Source organism: Kushneria phyllosphaerae, assembly GCF_900312995.1.
GTDB lineage: Bacteria > Pseudomonadota > Gammaproteobacteria > Pseudomonadales > Halomonadaceae > Kushneria > Kushneria phyllosphaerae.
The window spans coordinates 256,223-272,735 of sequence record NZ_ONZI01000002.1; the positions used below are offsets into that span (position 1 = coordinate 256,223).

22 protein-coding genes are annotated in these 16,513 nt (G+C 58.9%); 18 read left to right on the forward strand and 4 right to left on the reverse strand.

Annotated features, from left to right (window positions below; genetic code table 11):
* The first annotated feature begins 2 nt into the window (after positions 1-2).
* The 5 genes from KSP9073_RS07070 to KSP9073_RS07090 all read left to right on the forward strand — a co-directional run bounded on the left by KSP9073_RS07070 (position 3) and on the right by KSP9073_RS07090 (position 3,977).
* A complete protein-coding gene (locus KSP9073_RS07070) occupies positions 3-344 on the forward strand; it encodes a GPW/gp25 family protein (protein ID WP_243409152.1) in 342 nt (113 codons plus the stop codon).
* A complete protein-coding gene (locus tag KSP9073_RS07075) occupies positions 341-1,252 on the forward strand; it encodes a baseplate assembly protein (RefSeq protein WP_108842279.1) in 912 nt (303 codons plus the stop codon). The genes KSP9073_RS07070 and KSP9073_RS07075 overlap by 4 nt, the downstream gene beginning before the upstream one ends.
* Entirely contained in the window at positions 1,245-1,874 is a 630-nt protein-coding gene (locus tag KSP9073_RS07080) for a phage tail protein I (RefSeq protein ID WP_243409153.1), read from the forward strand. The genes KSP9073_RS07075 and KSP9073_RS07080 overlap by 8 nt, the downstream gene beginning before the upstream one ends.
* Positions 1,871-3,376: a phage tail protein gene (locus KSP9073_RS07085; protein WP_108842281.1), complete on the forward strand. Its 1,506-nt coding sequence runs from the start codon at positions 1,871-1,873 to the stop codon at positions 3,374-3,376. The genes KSP9073_RS07080 and KSP9073_RS07085 overlap by 4 nt, the downstream gene beginning before the upstream one ends.
* A 133-nt stretch (positions 3,377-3,509) precedes the next feature.
* The gene (locus tag KSP9073_RS07090) at positions 3,510-3,977 is read left to right on the forward strand and encodes a hypothetical protein (RefSeq protein ID WP_165814192.1); all 468 of its coding nucleotides are present in this window, start codon (positions 3,510-3,512) and stop codon (positions 3,975-3,977) included.
* A 39-nt stretch (positions 3,978-4,016) separates the two neighbouring features.
* Here the strand turns inward: KSP9073_RS07090 and KSP9073_RS07095 are convergent, their stop codons facing one another.
* Complete coding sequence (locus KSP9073_RS07095; protein WP_108842283.1) at positions 4,017-4,505, reverse strand: hypothetical protein; 489 nt, start codon at positions 4,503-4,505, stop codon at positions 4,017-4,019.
* Positions 4,506-4,646: 141 nt separating this feature from the next.
* On the opposite strand from KSP9073_RS07095, the gene KSP9073_RS07100 reads away from it, so the two are divergent.
* Genes KSP9073_RS07100 through KSP9073_RS07120 form a run of 5 tightly spaced genes read left to right on the forward strand, consistent with a single transcriptional unit; the run spans position 4,647 to position 9,649 of the window.
* Positions 4,647-5,828, forward strand: coding sequence for a phage tail sheath protein (locus KSP9073_RS07100; RefSeq protein ID WP_108842284.1), 1,182 nt, complete (start codon positions 4,647-4,649; stop codon positions 5,826-5,828).
* Between the two features lie 14 nt (positions 5,829-5,842).
* On the forward strand, positions 5,843-6,355 hold the full coding sequence (locus tag KSP9073_RS07105) for a phage major tail tube protein (protein WP_108842285.1): 513 nt from the start codon (positions 5,843-5,845) through the stop codon (positions 6,353-6,355).
* A gap of 15 nt (positions 6,356-6,370) precedes the next feature.
* Complete coding sequence (locus KSP9073_RS07110; protein ID WP_207771438.1) at positions 6,371-6,862, forward strand: phage tail assembly protein; 492 nt, start codon at positions 6,371-6,373, stop codon at positions 6,860-6,862.
* 26 nt (positions 6,863-6,888) lie between these two features.
* Positions 6,889-7,053: a GpE family phage tail protein gene (locus KSP9073_RS07115; protein WP_108842286.1), complete on the forward strand. Its 165-nt coding sequence runs from the start codon at positions 6,889-6,891 to the stop codon at positions 7,051-7,053.
* On the forward strand, positions 7,007-9,649 hold the full coding sequence (locus KSP9073_RS07120) for a phage tail tape measure protein (protein WP_108842287.1): 2,643 nt from the start codon (positions 7,007-7,009) through the stop codon (positions 9,647-9,649). The genes KSP9073_RS07115 and KSP9073_RS07120 overlap by 47 nt, the downstream gene beginning before the upstream one ends.
* Here KSP9073_RS07120 and KSP9073_RS17485 read toward each other — a convergent pair.
* A complete protein-coding gene (locus KSP9073_RS17485) occupies positions 9,531-10,067 on the reverse strand; it encodes a hypothetical protein (RefSeq protein WP_133241000.1) in 537 nt (178 codons plus the stop codon). The genes KSP9073_RS07120 and KSP9073_RS17485 overlap by 119 nt on opposite strands.
* On the opposite strand from KSP9073_RS17485, the gene KSP9073_RS07125 reads away from it, so the two are divergent.
* The 3 genes from KSP9073_RS07125 (at position 10,066) to KSP9073_RS07135 (ending at position 12,093) form a co-directional block, all read left to right on the forward strand.
* Positions 10,066-10,503 carry a phage tail protein gene (locus KSP9073_RS07125; RefSeq protein ID WP_243409154.1) on the forward strand — a complete coding sequence of 146 codons (438 nt, stop codon included), beginning with the start codon at positions 10,066-10,068 and terminating at the stop codon, positions 10,501-10,503. The two genes, KSP9073_RS17485 and KSP9073_RS07125, sit on opposite strands and share 2 nt — an antisense overlap.
* Entirely contained in the window at positions 10,500-11,498 is a 999-nt protein-coding gene (locus tag KSP9073_RS07130) for a phage late control D family protein (protein ID WP_108842289.1), read from the forward strand. Before KSP9073_RS07125 ends, KSP9073_RS07130 begins: the two co-directional genes overlap by 4 nt.
* Before the next feature lie 151 nt (positions 11,499-11,649).
* A complete protein-coding gene (locus KSP9073_RS07135) occupies positions 11,650-12,093 on the forward strand; it encodes a hypothetical protein (RefSeq protein ID WP_108842290.1) in 444 nt (147 codons plus the stop codon).
* A 169-nt stretch (positions 12,094-12,262) separates the two neighbouring features.
* On the opposite strand, the gene KSP9073_RS07140 is transcribed toward KSP9073_RS07135, so the two are convergent.
* Positions 12,263-12,736, reverse strand: coding sequence for a hypothetical protein (locus tag KSP9073_RS07140; protein WP_108842291.1), 474 nt, complete (start codon positions 12,734-12,736; stop codon positions 12,263-12,265).
* A 193-nt stretch (positions 12,737-12,929) separates the two neighbouring features.
* Between KSP9073_RS07140 and KSP9073_RS07145 the strand changes: the two genes are divergently transcribed.
* Positions 12,930-13,250, forward strand: coding sequence for an ArsR/SmtB family transcription factor (locus KSP9073_RS07145; protein ID WP_243409155.1), 321 nt, complete (start codon positions 12,930-12,932; stop codon positions 13,248-13,250).
* Between the two features lie 17 nt (positions 13,251-13,267).
* On the opposite strand, the gene KSP9073_RS17490 is transcribed toward KSP9073_RS07145, so the two are convergent.
* Positions 13,268-13,618 (reverse strand): LexA family protein, encoded by a 351-nt coding sequence (locus KSP9073_RS17490; protein WP_133241001.1) that lies wholly within the window; start codon positions 13,616-13,618, stop codon positions 13,268-13,270.
* A 111-nt stretch (positions 13,619-13,729) separates the two neighbouring features.
* On the opposite strand from KSP9073_RS17490, the gene KSP9073_RS17795 reads away from it, so the two are divergent.
* From KSP9073_RS17795 to KSP9073_RS07170, 4 genes are all read left to right on the forward strand, one after another.
* Positions 13,730-13,981, forward strand: a complete 252-nt coding sequence (locus KSP9073_RS17795) for a hypothetical protein (RefSeq protein WP_243409156.1) — start codon at positions 13,730-13,732, stop codon at positions 13,979-13,981.
* Complete coding sequence (locus KSP9073_RS07160) at positions 13,978-14,946, forward strand: DNA cytosine methyltransferase (protein ID WP_108842293.1); 969 nt, start codon at positions 13,978-13,980, stop codon at positions 14,944-14,946. The genes KSP9073_RS17795 and KSP9073_RS07160 overlap by 4 nt, the downstream gene beginning before the upstream one ends.
* A gap of 105 nt (positions 14,947-15,051) precedes the next feature.
* Entirely contained in the window at positions 15,052-15,912 is an 861-nt protein-coding gene (locus KSP9073_RS07165; RefSeq protein ID WP_108842294.1) for an NgoMIV family type II restriction endonuclease, read from the forward strand.
* Between the two features lie 89 nt (positions 15,913-16,001).
* A complete protein-coding gene (locus KSP9073_RS07170) occupies positions 16,002-16,502 on the forward strand; it encodes a very short patch repair endonuclease (protein WP_243409157.1) in 501 nt (166 codons plus the stop codon).
* Positions 16,503-16,513: the final 11 nt, after the last annotated feature.

A 16,513-nucleotide genomic window follows, 5' to 3' on the forward strand; every position in this document is an offset into this window, starting at 1 on the left:
GTATGAATCGCCACACCGGCGCGCGCCTGTCCGGCAATGAGCATATCCGCCAAAGCGTCGGCGACATCCTCACCACGCCCATCGGTTCACGCGTCATGCGCCGCGAGTACGGCAGCCTGCTGCCGGATCTCATCGACCAGCCGCTCAACGGCGCCACCGCCCTGCGCGCTTACTCTGCGACTGTCGTGGCGCTGATGAAATGGGAGCCGCGTTTAAGGGTCCAGCAGGTGCAGCGCCTCATCGATCCCGACCGCCCGGGTCGCCTGCTGCTGACCATCACCGGCCGCCGGGTGGATACCGGGGAAAACATCGACCTGACCGTTCCACTAAGGGGTGACACATGAGCAGCCCGATTGATCTCTCCCAGCTGCCCGCACCGGACATTGTCGAGGTAATCGATTACGAGACCATATTGGCCTCACGCAAGGCATGGCTGATCTCGCTCTACCCGGAAAACGAGCGCGACGACATCACCGCCCGTCTCGCACTGGAATCCGAGCCGATCACCAAGCTGCTGGAAGAAAACGCCTATCGCGAGGTCGTGCTGCGCCAGCGCGTCAATGAAGCCGCCAGGGCCTGCATGCTCGCGTTAAATACAGGTGCTGATCTCGACAATTTGGCCGCAAACGTCAATGTCGAGCGCCTGATGATCGATCCGGGTGATCCCGACGCCGTGCCGCCGGTACCGCCGACGTTTGAGAGCGATACCCGCCTGCGCCTGCGCGCCCAGCGGGCATTCGAGGGGCTGAGCGTCGCCGGCCCGACCGGCGCCTATGTGTTCCACGCGCTCTCTGCTGATGGACGAGTGTCCGATGCCACCGCCGTCAGCCCCAGTCCCTGCGTGGCTGTCGTCACCGTGCTGTCACAGCTCGGCACCGGCGAGGCCACGCAGGATCTGCTCGATATTGTGCAGACCGCCCTGTCTGCCGAAGACGTGCGCCCGGTTGGCGACCGGCTTACCGTCCAGTCCGCCGAGATCGTCGACTATGCGATTGAGGCCACGCTCTATCTCTACCCCGGCCCCGAGCAGGAGCCAATAATGGCCGCCTCAAATGCCAGGGCATCAGCCTACGTCGCCGAGCAGCGCCGGCTCGGGCGCGATATTCGCCTGTCGGCGTTCTACGCCGCCCTGCACGTCGAAGGCGTCCAGCGCGTCGAGCTGCAAAGCCCTGCGGCCGATGTGGTGCTCGATGACAGCCAGGCCTCGCACTGCACCGGCGTCACCCTGACGCTCGGGGGCAATGATGAGTAGATTGCTGCCGCCCAACAGCACCGAGCTGGAACGCCTCGCCGCCGAGGCGCTGGCCGATCTCGAGCGCGTGCCGGTACCGCTGCGCACGCTCATGAGTCCCGATGACTGCCCGCTGCCCCTGCTGCCCTATCTCGCCTGGGCGTTTTCGGTCGACCGCTGGGACACCACATGGAGTGAGGCCACCAAGCGCGGTGTTGTGCGATCCGCGTTCTATGTCCACTCGCGCAAGGGCACGATTTCGGCATTGCGCCGCGTCGTCGAGCCGCTCGGCTATCTGCTCGAAGTCGAGGAATGGTGGCAAATGGTGCCCGAGGGTGAGCCCGGCACGTTCGCCCTGCGCATCGGTGTGCTGGATACCGGCATTACCGACGAGATGTACTCAGAGCTGACCCGGCTGGTGTTCGACGCCAAACCACTGACCCGCCACATCATCGGCCTCGATCTGCTCGGCGAGACACGCGGCAAAATCTACATTGGCATGGCCACCCACGATGGCGACACCACCACCGTCTACCCCTACGCCCCCGAATTCATCACCTCCCATGGCCTGATCTATCTCGGCGCCACGGTCGAGACATTCGACACCACCACCATCTACCCCATGATGAGCGAGGCCATATGAGCCAATTTTTTACACTGCCGACGAAGATCGGTCAGGGGCTGATATCCAATGCCATTGCCTACAATGAGCCGCTGACCATTGCGACCATGGCCATCGGAGATGGCGGAGGCAAACTGCCCTCGCCTGATGCATCCGTCACGCGCCTGGTCAACGAGGTGCGCCGAGGCCCAATCAATCAGATCACCACCGATCCGGATAACCCGAACTGGATTATCGCTGAACAGGTACTGCCGCCGGACGTCGGTGGCTGGACGATTCGCGAGGTCGGCCTCTATGACACCGACGGCAATCTGGTCGCCTACGGCAACTATCCCGAGACCTACAAGCCCCAATTATCGGAGGGCTCAAGCCGTACCCAGACGATCAGATTCGTGATGGAGACCACCGACACCAGCGCGGTGACGCTGCGGATCGACCCCAGCGTGGTCATGGCCTCGCGCAAGTACGTCGATGATCAGCTCGATGCACATGCCAAGAGCCGAAACCATCCCGATGCCGATACCAAAAACAAGGGTTTCGCGCGGTATGCCACGGTAGCGGAGTCGAAAAAGGGGGAAGAAGCGAAAGCCGCCCAGACACCCGCCGGCGGCATGGCCCAGCTCGACGATCACCGTAAGGAAGAAGACGCGCACGTCGCCTCAAGCATCAAACTGAACGAAGAGCTTCCCGTGTTTGCGGGTGCGACAAAGCTCTGGAGCGTGCTGTTTAACCTCGGCAACGCTGCGCGAAAGACCGTAGGCAGGGCCGTGGGAAATGTGATGGAGGTGGGTGCATTCGGGATCGGATCTGGCGGTACCAGGTTGACCAGCTCCGACGATCTGCTGGCGCTACCTCCGCACAATGAGCTGTACACCGTCACCGGGTCAAAGCCCCGGAATTACCCGGAAGGTGCGCATGAGTACGGGCAGGTGATCTATCTGTCGCGGGGCACCACCGCTGACTGCGCCATCATCGTGATCGATAGCAATCGGCACATGTTTTATAACGCGTGCAGTGGTGCCTCATGGAAAGGCTGGGTTGCGGTACTCACATCGGAAGATCGCGCCACGGTCGCAGAGCTGATATCGGGTACGGCAGGGAAAATCGCAGGGGCTGCCGAGCTGAAGCAGGCGCTGGGATCAGCCGCGTGGGCGAACATTGCCACGCAATCGGAAGTGAATGCCGGTACCGCCGAAAGAGTCGTCACGGCTGACAGGCTGAGGTTCGGGATAGCGTATCGACTCAGCACGACCGGCTATGTGATGTTTCCCAAATGGATCGGCGGGCTGGTTCTGCAGTGGGGCGTTGTCAACGTGGCCAATCCCCCTGCGGGGCGCGTGGTGGACCTGCCCATCGAGTTTCCGAACTCGTTTCTTATCCCGTTTTGTAGTTACCGGCAAACCCAGGGTAACGCGGTCAACGACCGCAATACGGGGTGCGCACCCGTAGGCAGAACCCAGATCGCTCTGACAGGCGAGTGGTCGACCGAAATGACATTCCACTGGCGCGCAATAGGGTACTAACGGCATGAAATATTTCTACAGCCCGCAGCGGAACATGCTCTATCCCTCGATTACCCGGAGCCGTTACGAAGACGCCGGGACGTGGCCCGCTGACGCAAGGGAAGTCAGCAAGGTGATTTACGACGAGTTCGGCGTGAATCCCCCTCCCGAGGGGATGGTTCGGTCTCCTGATACCGCTGGTATGCCCCAATGGGTAGCGATAGGTGAGCAGGCCGCCTATGCCCGACGCGCACAGGCCGTCAACTGGATCGACGCCACCGCCGACCGCGCCCGCGCCTCCGACCGATCCGTCGGGCGGTATCTCGATGCCGAGTATCAGCTGGTCGCCCAGGCACTGGCCGACTACCGCGCGCATCCCGACGCCGAGGTGCCCGAGTCGATCCAGAGCTACGCCACCGCCGAAGGGCTGACCGTCGAGGACGCCGCGCAGCAGATCGCCGAAGCCGCCGCGCGGGTGCAGGAGCGGCTGCAGGACGTGCGCCGTATCCGCCTTGCGGGTAAAGCCGCGATCCGTGATGCCAGTGATGATGCCGACTTCATGGAAACCGCGCGGCCCTTTGTTGATCAGCTCGAAGCGCTGGCCACGACCGCCGACGCCTAACCCATATCCATGTCAAAAGCCCGGCCATGCCGGGCTTTTTTATGACTGTTCAGGGGGATCAAGAAGCCTTGTAATGCTGCCAAGAAAGACAGCTATGCCCAAGTTATCAGCGAGGCTCTGGATAGCGTCATGGATTTCTCCATGAATCTTATAGCTGACCTCATCAGCCCTTTGTTTTTTTGCGTTCTCTGCCAGCTCATCAATAAAGCGAGCTATAACGTTCAAATCCCGCGCAGCTTGAACAATATGTTCGGCTGGAGGAAGACCAAAAAATATACGCACCCGGTGATACATGGGAATAGACCATAACCCTTGCATTAGCTTGGCCGCGTGCTGCCTTAGCAAGATGGAAGAATCATCAGACCTTAAACCCACACTGTGCTCGCCGTTTGCTCTCTCAAGAAAGGTGTTAGTGATCGAGCCAAGCTCTCTTTTCAGATCCGCAGCAGGCTCTATCACAAAGCGCATCATCAACTGGCCCAATACGAATACAATGACGCCCGATAAAATCGTGGCAAATGTCTCCATGCTTCCTCCTATCTGCTTAAAGCACCTCTAGCTTGTAACGCCCGCTTTTACAACGCCCGCCGCTCGCCCTGCCCCGCATCACCACACACCATGTCACCACATCACTGGATCACCCTGCCCGCTTCCTGATCAGGACATATCATGGCACTCGACCAAAACCACCACGGGGTTCGCGTCGTTGAGATCAACGACGGCACCCGCATTATCCGCACGGTCTCGACCGCCGTCATCGGCATTGTCTGCACCGGCGCCGATGCTGACGCGCAAGCCTTCCCGCTCAATCGCGCGACGCTCATCACCAACGTTTCCACGGCCATCGGCAAAGCCGGCACCAGGGGCACCCTGCGCCGCACGCTGACAGCCATCGAATCCCAGACCAAGCCGATTATTGTCGCGGTCCGCGTCGAAGAAGGCGCCGACGCTGACGAAACCACGGCCAACGTCATCGGCACCGTCGACGAATCGGGCCGACGCACCGGCGCGCAGGCGCTGCTGTCGGCCAGCGCCGCACTCGGCGTTACCCCGCGCATCCTCGGCGCACCGGGGCTCGACAATCAGGCCGTCACCACCGCGCTGGTCAGCATCGCGCAGGATCTGCGCGCGTTCGTCTACAGCTACGCCCACGACTGCACCACCATCAGCGATGTCACCGCCTACCGCGACCAGTTCGGTGCCCGTGAGCTGATGTTGATCTGGCCCGAGTTCGAGGCGTTCGACGTGGCCGCCGCTGAAACCATGACGATCAGCGCTGTGGCCTGCGCCCTCGGTCTACGCGCCAAAATCGATCAGGAGATCGGCTGGCACAAAACGCTCTCGAACGTCGCCGTCAACGGCGTGACCGGCATCAGTGCAGACGTGTTCTGGTCGCTGCAAAACCCCAACACCGACGCCGGCCTACTCAATGCCGCCGACATCACCACGCTGATCCAGCGTGACGGCTTCCGGTTCTGGGGCTCGCGTACCTGCGCTGGGCCGACCAGCCTCTTTGCGTTCGAGAACTACACCCGCACCGCGCAGATCCTCGCCGACTCCATCGCCGAGGCGCATATGTGGGCAGTGGATAAGCCCCTGCACCCCTCGCTGGCCCGCGACATCATCGAAGGCGTCAACGCCAAGTTTTCGGAGCTGAAAAGCCTCGGCCTGATCGTCGACGGCACCGCCTGGCTGAATGAGGAACTCAACGACGAGACCTCGCTCAAGGCCGGCAAGCTGCGCATCGATTACGACTACACCCCGGTGCCCCCGCTGGAAGACCTCGGCTTTCAGCAGCGCATCACCGATACCTATCTGGCCGATTTCGCCGACCGCGTGAACGCCGGCTGAGCAGGAGATAAACCATGGCACTACCCAAAAAGCTCAAGGGCCTGAACCTGTTCGGTAACGGCGATTCGTATCAAGGCGTGATCCAGTCCGTCACGCTGCCCACTCTCACCCGCAAGATCGAGGAATGGCGCGGCGGCGGCATGGACGGCCCCGTCGGCATTGACATGGGACAGGACGGCCTCATGACGTGCCAGTGGACGGTCGGCGGCCTGATCGAAAGCATCTTTGATAACTACGGCAGTTCACGCATCGACGCCGACCTGCTGCGCATGACCGGCAGCTACGAGCGCGACGACGTCGATGAGGTCGTGGCCGTCGAGGTGGTCATGCGTGGCCGTCACACCGAGATCGACCTCGGCGACGCTCAATCGGGTGAGAACACCGAACACCAGATCACCACCACGCTGAGCTATTACAAGCTCGTGATTGATGGCGCCACCAAGATCGAGATCGATCTGCCTAACAACGTGTTCAAGGTCAACGGCACCGACCGCCACGCGGCCCGCCGCCGCGCCCTCGGCATCTGAACAAGGAAACACCGCATGAATGCTACCCGTGGCCTGTGCTGCGCCTTCCTGACCATCCTCGCGCCGTGGGCTTACATGCTCAGCGTAATCGAGGATTACCCCAGCTGGGCAGGGAGCATTTATGTGGTGCTGGTTTATTTCATCGCAGGCGGCGCGAAGGTGCCGCGCATCAACTGGAGAAAGACCATGGCCCAGGCCAAAGAGAAAGCCACCAACACCGCCCACGTCAGTGAGGCTATCGAGCTGGATACGCCCATCGTTCGCGGCGAGCAGACCATTGACAGCATCAGCGTGCGCAAGCCCAGCGCCGGCGAACTGCGCGGCGTCAATCTCTCCGACGTACTGCAGCTGCAGACCGACGCGATCATGAAGCTGATCCCGCGCCTGTCCGTGCCCAGCCTCACCGACCATGAAGCGCGCCAGATGGACCCCGCCGATCTGGTCCAGCTCGGCGGCGAGATCGCAGGTTTTTTGGTCTCGAAGCGGGTGAAGGGCGAAGCCGCATAAACCTGCCCGCCTCAGTCGAGGACGCGATGGCTGATCTGGCCATCGTGTTTCACTGGACCCCCGCCGACTGCGCAGAGTTCAGCCTGCGCGAACTGATGGACTGGCGCGAGCGCGCCCGTAAGCGATCCAATCCCGAGAACTCTCATGGCGCGCGATCTCAAGCTGCAGGTCATTCTCGACGCAGTCGATAAAGCCACCGGCCCACTCAAGAAAATCACCCAAGGCAGCGGCAAAACCGCCGAAGCCCTGAAAGCCTCGCGCGATCAGCTGCGCCAGCTCGAACGCCAGCAGAAAGACCTGTCCTCGTTTCGCAAGCTCAAGAGCGCCACCCGCGACAACAGCGAGGCACTCGCACAAGCGCAGGAGCGCATGCGCAACCTGCGCAGCGAACTCAAGGCGACCAAAGCGCCCACCGAGCAATTCCAGCAGAAATTCCTCAAGGCCCAGCATGAAGTCGAACGCCTCAACTCCACCCTCGGCGATCAGCGCCGTCGGCTCGGCGAGCTGCGCACCAGTCTGAGAGCCGGCGGCACCAGCACCGATAATCTATCCGGCAGCGAGAAACGCCTCGTCGGCCAGATCCGGCAGGCCAATGAGGCGCTGGAGACTCAAAAGCGCCGCATGAACGAGGTCACGCAGGCGCAGAAAAAGGCCCAGCAGGCGGCGGATCGGTACCAGCGCGGCCTCGGGCGTGCCAACACCATGCGCAGCGCCGGATTTACCGGACTCGCCACCGGCGGTGCAGCGCTATACGGCGGCGCGCGCCTGCTCGCCCCCGGCATCGGCTGGGGCGAGCAGATGAGCACCGTTCAGGCGGTGGGCCGGTTCTCGGCTGACGATGAAAGATTCGAGGCGCTGAAACAGCAATCCCGCGACCTCGGCGGCTCCACCGCATTCAGTTCCGGGGAGGTCGGCAGCGGTCAGGAATTCCTGCTGCGCGCAGGCATGAGCGCCGAGGCCATCCAGTCATCCATGCGTGACGTTCTGAACCTCGCGCTGGCCAATAACACCGAGCTGGGCCGCACTGCCGATATTGCCTCCAACATCGCCGGCGGATTCAAGATTGATGTCGAGGCCGCCGGCGGCATGCAGCGCGTCGCTGACGTGCTGTCAGGCACGGCCAGTCGGGCGAACGTCGATCTGGAAATGCTCGGCGAAACCATGAAGTACCTCGGCGCCGGGTCCGATCTGGGCCTGACGCTGGAAGAAGCCGGCGCCATGGCCGGCCTGCTGGGGAACATCGGCATTCAGGGCAGCCAGGCCGGCACCACCATGCGTGCCATGATGGACCGCCTGACCAAACCCACCGCCGCCGCATCCGCTGTCATGGACGATCTGGGGCTCAAGGTCGCTGACGCCGAGGGCAACATGCGCGCGATGCCCGACATCCTGCGCGACATCAACGCCGCCACGGCAGACATGGGCAATGTCGAGCGCAAGGCCGCGCTGCAAGAGCTGTTTGGTGCCGAGGCCGGCAGCGGCATGGCCGAACTGGTCAATCAGATGAGCAGCGGCCAGCTGGATAAGCTGATCGACAACCTGAGCAAGTCATATGGTGAAAACGCCGAGATGGCCAGCGTCATGGCCGACAACATCGGCGGCGATCTCAAAAACCTGCGCTCGGCGTGGGAGGAAGTCGGTATAAGCATCACCGATACCAACGATGGCGCCCTGCGCGATCTCATCCAGTCAATCACGGACATCACCCGAGCGGTCGGCAACTGGATCAAGGAAAACCCGAAGCTGGCCGGCACCATCGCCAAGGTCGCCGCCGGCGGCGCCTTCACCATCATGCTGGCCTCGATGCTCGGCCCCATCGTCACCGTGCGTCTGGGGCTCAACATGCTGGGCATCAAGACCGGCGGATTCGGCGGCAAGGTTTATTCGCTGACCAGCAAAATTCTGCCCGCGCTGGGCAAGGGGCTGATCGCTACCGGGAAAGGATTTCTGACCATGGCCAGTGCCATCGGCAAGGCCGGGCTGGCCCTGCTCACCAACCCGATGACGTGGATCATTCTGGGCATCGTCGCTGCTGTGGCCGCGCTCGCCGGTGCTGCGTACCTCGTCTACAAAAACTGGGGCGCGATCAGCGAATGGTTCAGCCAGCGATGGCAGGACGTGAAAGCCGCGTTTGATGGGGGTATCGCTGGCATTTCGCGATTGATCCTCGGCTGGTCGCCGCTGGGCCTGCTGCAAAGGGGCATCACCAGTGCGCTGTCAGCGCTCGGCATCGAAGTGCCCGAGCAGTTCAAGTCACTCGGCGGGACGATCATCGATGGCCTGATTGGCGGTCTGTTCGGCAAGCTCGGCGAGCTGAAAAATAGCGTGGTCGGTATCGCCGACAGCGTCACAGGCTGGTTCAAGGACAAGCTGGATATTCACTCGCCCTCGCGCGTGTTCGCCGCACTCGGTGGCCACACCGTTGACGGCCTGACCCTCGGTCTCGATCGCCAGCGCGATGATCCCGCGAAAAGCATCACCGACATCGCCAGCCGCGTCCGCGCTGCCGGTGCCGGGCTGGCGCTCGGCGCCATGGCGCTACCGGCAGCGGCCATGCCCTCGATCACGGCCAGCGAGCCGATCCGGTTTGATAACCGGCCCCCGCTGGCATCACAGGCGGCAGCGCCCGGCTATCAGGACCACTCGACCAGCCACTACACCATCACGATCAACGCCCCACCCGGGAGCGACGAGCACGCGATCGCGAAAGCCGTAAGTCGCGAGCTAGATCGGAGGGAACGGGAGCGGTCGGCGCGTCAGAGGTCTTCGATGTTGGATCGAGAGTAATCAGCAGCACTCCCAAAACAGATAAAACCAAGATTCCGACGAAGGCGATCAAAAAACCATAGGTTAAAACAGTATGGAAAACTTCCAACTCCTTCTGACTCGAAGGCTCATTGAAGCCGAAAATATGGGCATTTTTGATACAAACCTGCATCAGCGATAGCAATAGCCCATGAACGAAAATGGCAATAACCACGAATTTTCTTGGGTTGTTGATAAGGGGTAATGAAATCGCTACTGCGATGAAGACCAACAGGCCTGAGATATCCGCAGCACCAATCAAAACATAGGCTTTATAAAGAATGCCCAGACGCTCAAGTACTTCAATCATTACTGATGCCAACAGCCCTGACAGACAGACGTAGAGAAGCACGCCCAAACTATCCATTTTTTCTTCACTCGGGGGATGTTTAATGCTCATGGCTCTCGGAATGTTCGTATTTGAAACGCATACGGTACCTTACCAGGAACTGCAGCGCCGCACCGAGTGGCGACACGCCAGCCAGTCGCGTGTCGGCGACCGGGCCGCTTATCAGTTCATCGGCCCCGGTGCCGATACCATCACCCTCTCGGGCACCCTGCTGCCCGAGTTCACGGGCGGGCGTCTGGATCTCGACGAGATCCGCGAAATGGCCGATCAGGGGCAGGCATGGCCACTGGTCGAGGGCACGGGCAGGCAGTACGGCCTATGGGTGATCACCGGCGTTGATGAGACATCGAGCACGCTCTACCGCGACGGCGCCGCCGCGAAAATCGAGTTCAGTCTCACGCTGGAGCACGTCGATGACGAGCGCACCGACATGATCGGGGATCTGACCCTCTACACCGGCGCCCGGCTGGTCGGGGCATTTGTATGAGAGAGCAGCCGCAATATCGCCGCCCCGGCTACCGCATCACCATCGCCGGGCAGGACATCACGCCGCGCATCAATGGCCGCCTGATCAATCTGCGCATCACCAGCCAGCGCGGGCAGGAGGCCGACCAGCTCGACCTCGCGCTGGCCGATCACGATGGCCAGCTCGAACTGCCGCCCAAGGGCGCAAAGCTCACCGTTTCCATCGGCTGGCAGGATGAGGGCCTGCTCGACCGGGGCGTGTTTGTCGTCGATGAGATCGAGCACAGCGGCAGCCCGGACCAGCTCACCATCCGCGTCCGCGCCGCCGACATGCGCAACCTGCTGCCCGGCAAGCGCAGTCAAAGCTGGCATGACATCACCCTGGGCGACATCGTCGACACCATCGCCAAGCGCCACCAGCTTACCCCGGTGGTCGGCGACACTCTGCACGGCATCCGGCTGGGCCATATCGACCAGACTGATGAGAGCGATCTCAATTTCCTGACCCGGCTGGGCCAGCGTTATGACGCCATCGCCGCGATCAAGTCCGAACGGATGCTGTTCACGCTTGCCGGTGAAGCGCTCACGGCCAGCGGCATCGCCCTGCCCGGCGTCACGCTCACCCGACGCGACGGCGACCAGCACCGTTACAGCCAGACCGATCGTGACAGCTACACCGGCGTGCGCGCGCACTGGAACGACAAGGCAGGAAGCAAAAGGCAGACGGCCATCGCCGGAGAGGGGGAAAAGTTCAAGGATTTGCGGGCCACCTATGCATCAGAGGCCGACGCCCTCGAAGCCGCAAAATCAGAGTTACGCCGCATCCAGCGCGGCATGGCAGAGTTTGAACTGACCATAGCCCATGGGCGCGCGGACATTACGCCCGAAACGCCCGTCACTCTGCGCGGCTGGAAAGCACAGATCGATGACATTGGGTGGCTAGTTACCAGAGTAGAAGACTCATTGAATGAAGGAGGCTATGTCACACGCATTAGCTGCGAAACTACAAAAATTTGACTAGATCGCTCAAAAAATTGACCGACCGCGGTGCCTTCCTTGAAAAAAAGCCATGAGTACCAATACTCGTTTAAAGGGCATCTGGCTACGTATTCCCTTACGCTTGGCTTGAGTTTCGGCCACATTGGAACCGCTGTATGAGGATTTCGGTATGGATGATGATTTTGATGCAAGGGCTGACTATGAACGTGACATAGCGCTGCAAGCGCTTAGAAATGGTCCTGCATTTAGAGGTGACGCTACTCACCGTTCAATATTTGAGGAATATCGCGAACTGGGTTCGCAAGATCGTGACTCAGAAAAGCTCGAAGCCATGATTGGAAACGTTCACAACGACAATATGGCTCATGAAGCTGCTGGCTATATGACAGGAATTGTCGACAGCCCAAAGGATGGCGTTTATAAAACCTTGGATAAAATGGTCGAGCTCGCCATGAAAGGTGGTGAAATCATTGGCACTGAGGCGATCGCCTATAAGGACTATATCGACGAGATTGCCAATGAAAAGGGCTATGCTCCTGATGATCTCTATCGGGAATTTGCAGGCGCTTGGGGGCCCTCTCGTGCAAGCGCTGTAGAACCATATCTTTATTAAAAGTAGCCGAAACAGCATCATCAATGATGCACTAATTTTATTGCTTTACCTCTATCCCATCGCGCTGCAGTTAAATCAAACGGTACCGATGGGATAGCTAAAAGTTATCTAACAATCCAAAAGTGAAAAAAACGCTTTAGATCGCAGGCAAATGAAAAGCCATAAAAATCTAATAATATCCCATAAGCGGACTGCCTATATCTTTTTCAAGCTCTGTCTCATGGGTAATCTGTACTGTATCCTCATCGACTTCCAGCGCATTACGATCCAACAACCGCTGATGAAAACTTGGAGTCATTTCGACGATACAGAGTTCATACTCTTTAGAGGTACAACAGTCGAAAACGCTCTTTATTGTGCGCTTCCCCAAACGCCGCCATCTCATTTGCTCTGGAAGAAGTATATTCGGAATTTGTAACTCCCTTTCTGGATGAAGAAATCTAATTCTAATCAACAAAGATTTTTGAGACTTTTCGTCCATTTGATAATAAAGATCCAACATGGATCTTTCGCCAGCATTGAACCTCTGAACCTTAAACTCGTAGAAAAATAATTTGTCAAGCTCAGGCTTTAGTATCACCTCTATCGCTTCAGTAATTTTTTTTTCGAAAGCCATAAACTGCCCGATATCAAACCTTTCCATGTAACGCCCTATGAACTTTGTGTTTTCAACAACGGTACGTTTTGAGCACCCATGTGGCACCTACAACATGAAATCGGCAGGCTCGCCAAATAACTTGAGTTAATAATTTTTTGTATCAAAAGCTGGCTACGTAACTCAACTTCATCCTCGCCGCGTCGATACAAAATCAATCGAGCACAAAAAGGAACACATCTTGAGCATTACTACTAGTCTGCCTATCGGCAATCATCCGGCTATTGATGATCAGCACGACCACGAAGTGAAAATCTTCAGAGCCATGGCGCATCCGGATAGATACCGAGTGCTCAAGATATTGGCCGCCGAGGGAGAAATGCAGGTGGGGCAGATCAATGAATGGATCGCTCTTGGGCAGTCGGCGCTGTCGCAGCATCTCAAGGTGCTCCGTGATGCTGGGCTCGTCGATACCCGTAAGGACTCACAACGTGTCTTCTACTCACTCCGGAAAAGCCAGGGCGCCTCACTGCCACAGTCTGTGACCACCCTATTTGGCTGAACCACTCTGCTTAGGGCTCAGGCAGCGTACTGCCTGAGCAGACTCACCACCACACCCCGCAATCGATCCGCTTTCGCCTCCCACGAACGCCCCTCCTTCAGCGGCCGCAGCAGCGTGCGATAACCGGGACGCCAGTAATGAAACAACCGCTGCCCGCTTTCGACCTCGGCCAGTACCAGATCCCCATGGCCGGGTACCCTCGACTCATCAACAATCAGTATGTCGCCTTCGATCAAAGGTCCGTTTACGCCGGCATCTTCTCCGACACAGACGGCATAGCAGCTATTGGGAAAATGGCTGAGGTCATAACCACGCAGAGAAGGATGTTCAGGCTGGAAGCAGAGCGGGCCAAGGTAGTTCACATGCATCGTAAAAGACTGCCAACTGTATTTGCATACAGTATAATGCAGGTTATATAACGCGTTGCAACAACAAAACTTTACAACTCTCTTGGCCTCGGCTGATGAAAGAGCGGTAAAATGGATACACACATGTGTATCCATGAGCAGAATTTTATGTCATCCAAGGACGTCGGACTCAGAATCAGAGTCGAGCGGGAGCTAAGAGAAGCTTTTCTCAGCGCTTGCCGTGCCGAGGACAGACCTGCTTCTGACGTACTGCGCGAATTTATGCGCATGTACGCAAAGCAGCATCATGATGGCCGTCAAACGAGCCTGTTTGCCCGCCGTGATGATGAAAAGCAAAACGAATCCGTGACGGAGCAGGCATGAGCCAATTCACCTCTATTGAAATATGCAGTGGCGCCGGTGGTCAGGCGCTTGGCCTGGAAAGGGCCGGTTTCGAGCACGTCAACCTCGTTGAGTTCGAAGCACCCGCCTGCCAAACGCTCAGGCTAAACCGCCCGCACTGGAATGTGGTTGAAGGCGACGTGCGGGACTTCAGTGCTGTCCTGCTGCCCGGTGTAGATCTGATGGCCGGCGGCGTGCCCTGCCCGCCCTTCTCCATGGCAGGCAAACGTCTTGGTGCAGAAGACGAGCGCGATCTGTTCCCCGAAGCTCTTAGAATTGTGGACGAATGCCGCCCCCAAGCTGTCATGCTGGAAAACGTCCGCGGCTTGCTGGACCCCAAATTTGAAGACTACCGCGCCCAGATCGTTGGCCGTCTGGAAAGTCTTGGCTACAAGGCCCAATGGAAACTGCTCAATGCCTCTGACTACGGCGTTTCTCAGCTGCGCCCGCGCGTGATCTGTGTGGCCATCAAGAAAAAGCTGGCCGACAAATTCAGCTGGCCAGAACCGCACAAGCTGCCGCCTCTAACCGTGGGCGCCTTGCTGCACGACCTGATGAAGGAAAACGGCTGGAAAGGCGCCGATGAATGGCGCGAACTGGCCAACGATATCGCCCCCACACTGGTCGGCGGCTCCAAAAAGCATGGCGGCCCTGACCTTGGCCCTACCCGCGCCAAGCGTGCCTGGGCGACCCTCAGCGTTGACGGCCACGGCCTATGGGACGCCCCGCCCGAGCCGGACTTTGAAGGCATGCCGCGCCTGACCGCCAAAATGACCGCTCGCATCCAGGGCTTTCCGGATGACTGGCAGTTTTTCGGCCGCAAGACTGCCGCCTACCGCCAGATCGGCAACGCCTTCCCGCCACCCGTGGCAGAAGCCGTTGGCAAGCAGATCTTCGCAGCCCTCTCAACAAAAACCATATTCAAGGCTGCTGAAGTGGTTGCCTGAGTGCTAATGTAAACGCTTGTATTTCAGCGGCGCTTTATAAAGGCACCCGGCTCAAAGAAGCCGGGTGCCTTTTGAAGTTCAAAACCATCAGCACAAAGACAGCCCATGCCCCACTCCGAGTTCGACTTCGCCCGCACAGCCTTTCATGCCTCTTTGCTCAAAAAGACCCTGACCATCAACGACAAGGGCATCCCTAGCAATGCTGATAAAGGCTACAAAAGCAGCATCAAAATTGCTTTGGGCATTGCAGATCGCTTGAAAGCAGAAGTAATCGGGGAGCGAATTGCCGGCCAGACCTCTGGCAATCAGTTCGAGGATGCCTGCAGCCAATTCGTCAAAAACACCTTTTGTAAGCTGAATCATCTGCGTCCGGGCACATGGGACGTCCACCAAGTGAAAGGGCGTAACCGGCTCGAAATCGCAAAATACGATCAGTACGCCCATCTGGTTGCGCTCAATGATGCTGCGAATAACAATCCGGCCCTTGCAGCCGCGCTTGGCAGCGACTACACCATAACCCCCGATATCGTCGTCGCCCGCTATCCGGAAAGCGATGAGCACATCAACGCACATGAACTGCTGGTAGATGATAAAGTCAGCCGACTTGCCAGCCTGCGTCACAGCAACAACGGTCGGCCACTGCTGCACGCCAGCATCTCCTGCAAATGGACGCTTCGTAGTGACCGCGCCCAAAACGCCCGTTCAGAGGCGCTCAATCTGATACGCAACCGCAAGGGGCGTCTGCCGCATGTGGTAGTCGTTACCGCCGAACCCATGCCAAGCCGCCTCGTTTCCATCGCCCTGGGCACCGGTGATATCGACTGCGTCTATCATTTTGCGCTATATGAGCTGCAAGAGACCCTCAAAGAGCTGGAGATGGATCAGGCCATCGACATGCTAAACATCATGGTCGAAGGCAAGCGCCTGAAAGATATCAGCGACCTGCCGCTGGATCTCGCTGTGTAATACCGTTTTTAAGCAGCTGCTCTTCTCCCGAACTGCCTGACCGCGTAAAACGCTTCACCACTTCCTGCGCTGTCGTCACCCGGCCCCCCTTGAAGTACCTGCAACAAAAACAGGCAGCCACCCGATGGGGGTGGCTGCCGCTTGACGCTACTTCAGATGCCTACCATACAAGAACGATGGATAACATCTCACCTGAGCGCCGCAGCGCCAACATGCGGGCGATCCGCAGCAAGAACACCTCACCTGAAATGGTGGTACGCCGCCTGCTGCATCAAATGGGGTACCGCTTCCGCCTGCACCGCAAGGACCTGCCCGGCAAACCGGACATCGTGCTGCCCAAATACAGGACGGTGATCTTCGTACATGGGTGCTTCTGGCATCAGCACCCGGATCCGGACTGCAAGGACGCCCGGCTGCCGAAATCCAACCCGGACTACTGGCTGCCCAAGCTGGAACGGAACCGGGTACGGGATCTGGAGCACCAGATCAAGCTGGAGAATGAGGGATGGAATGTGGTGGTGATATGGGCATGTGAGACGAAGTTGAAACATAGCCCCGCTTTAGTAGAAAAGCTCAAAAATACTTTATGAAGTATAGATTG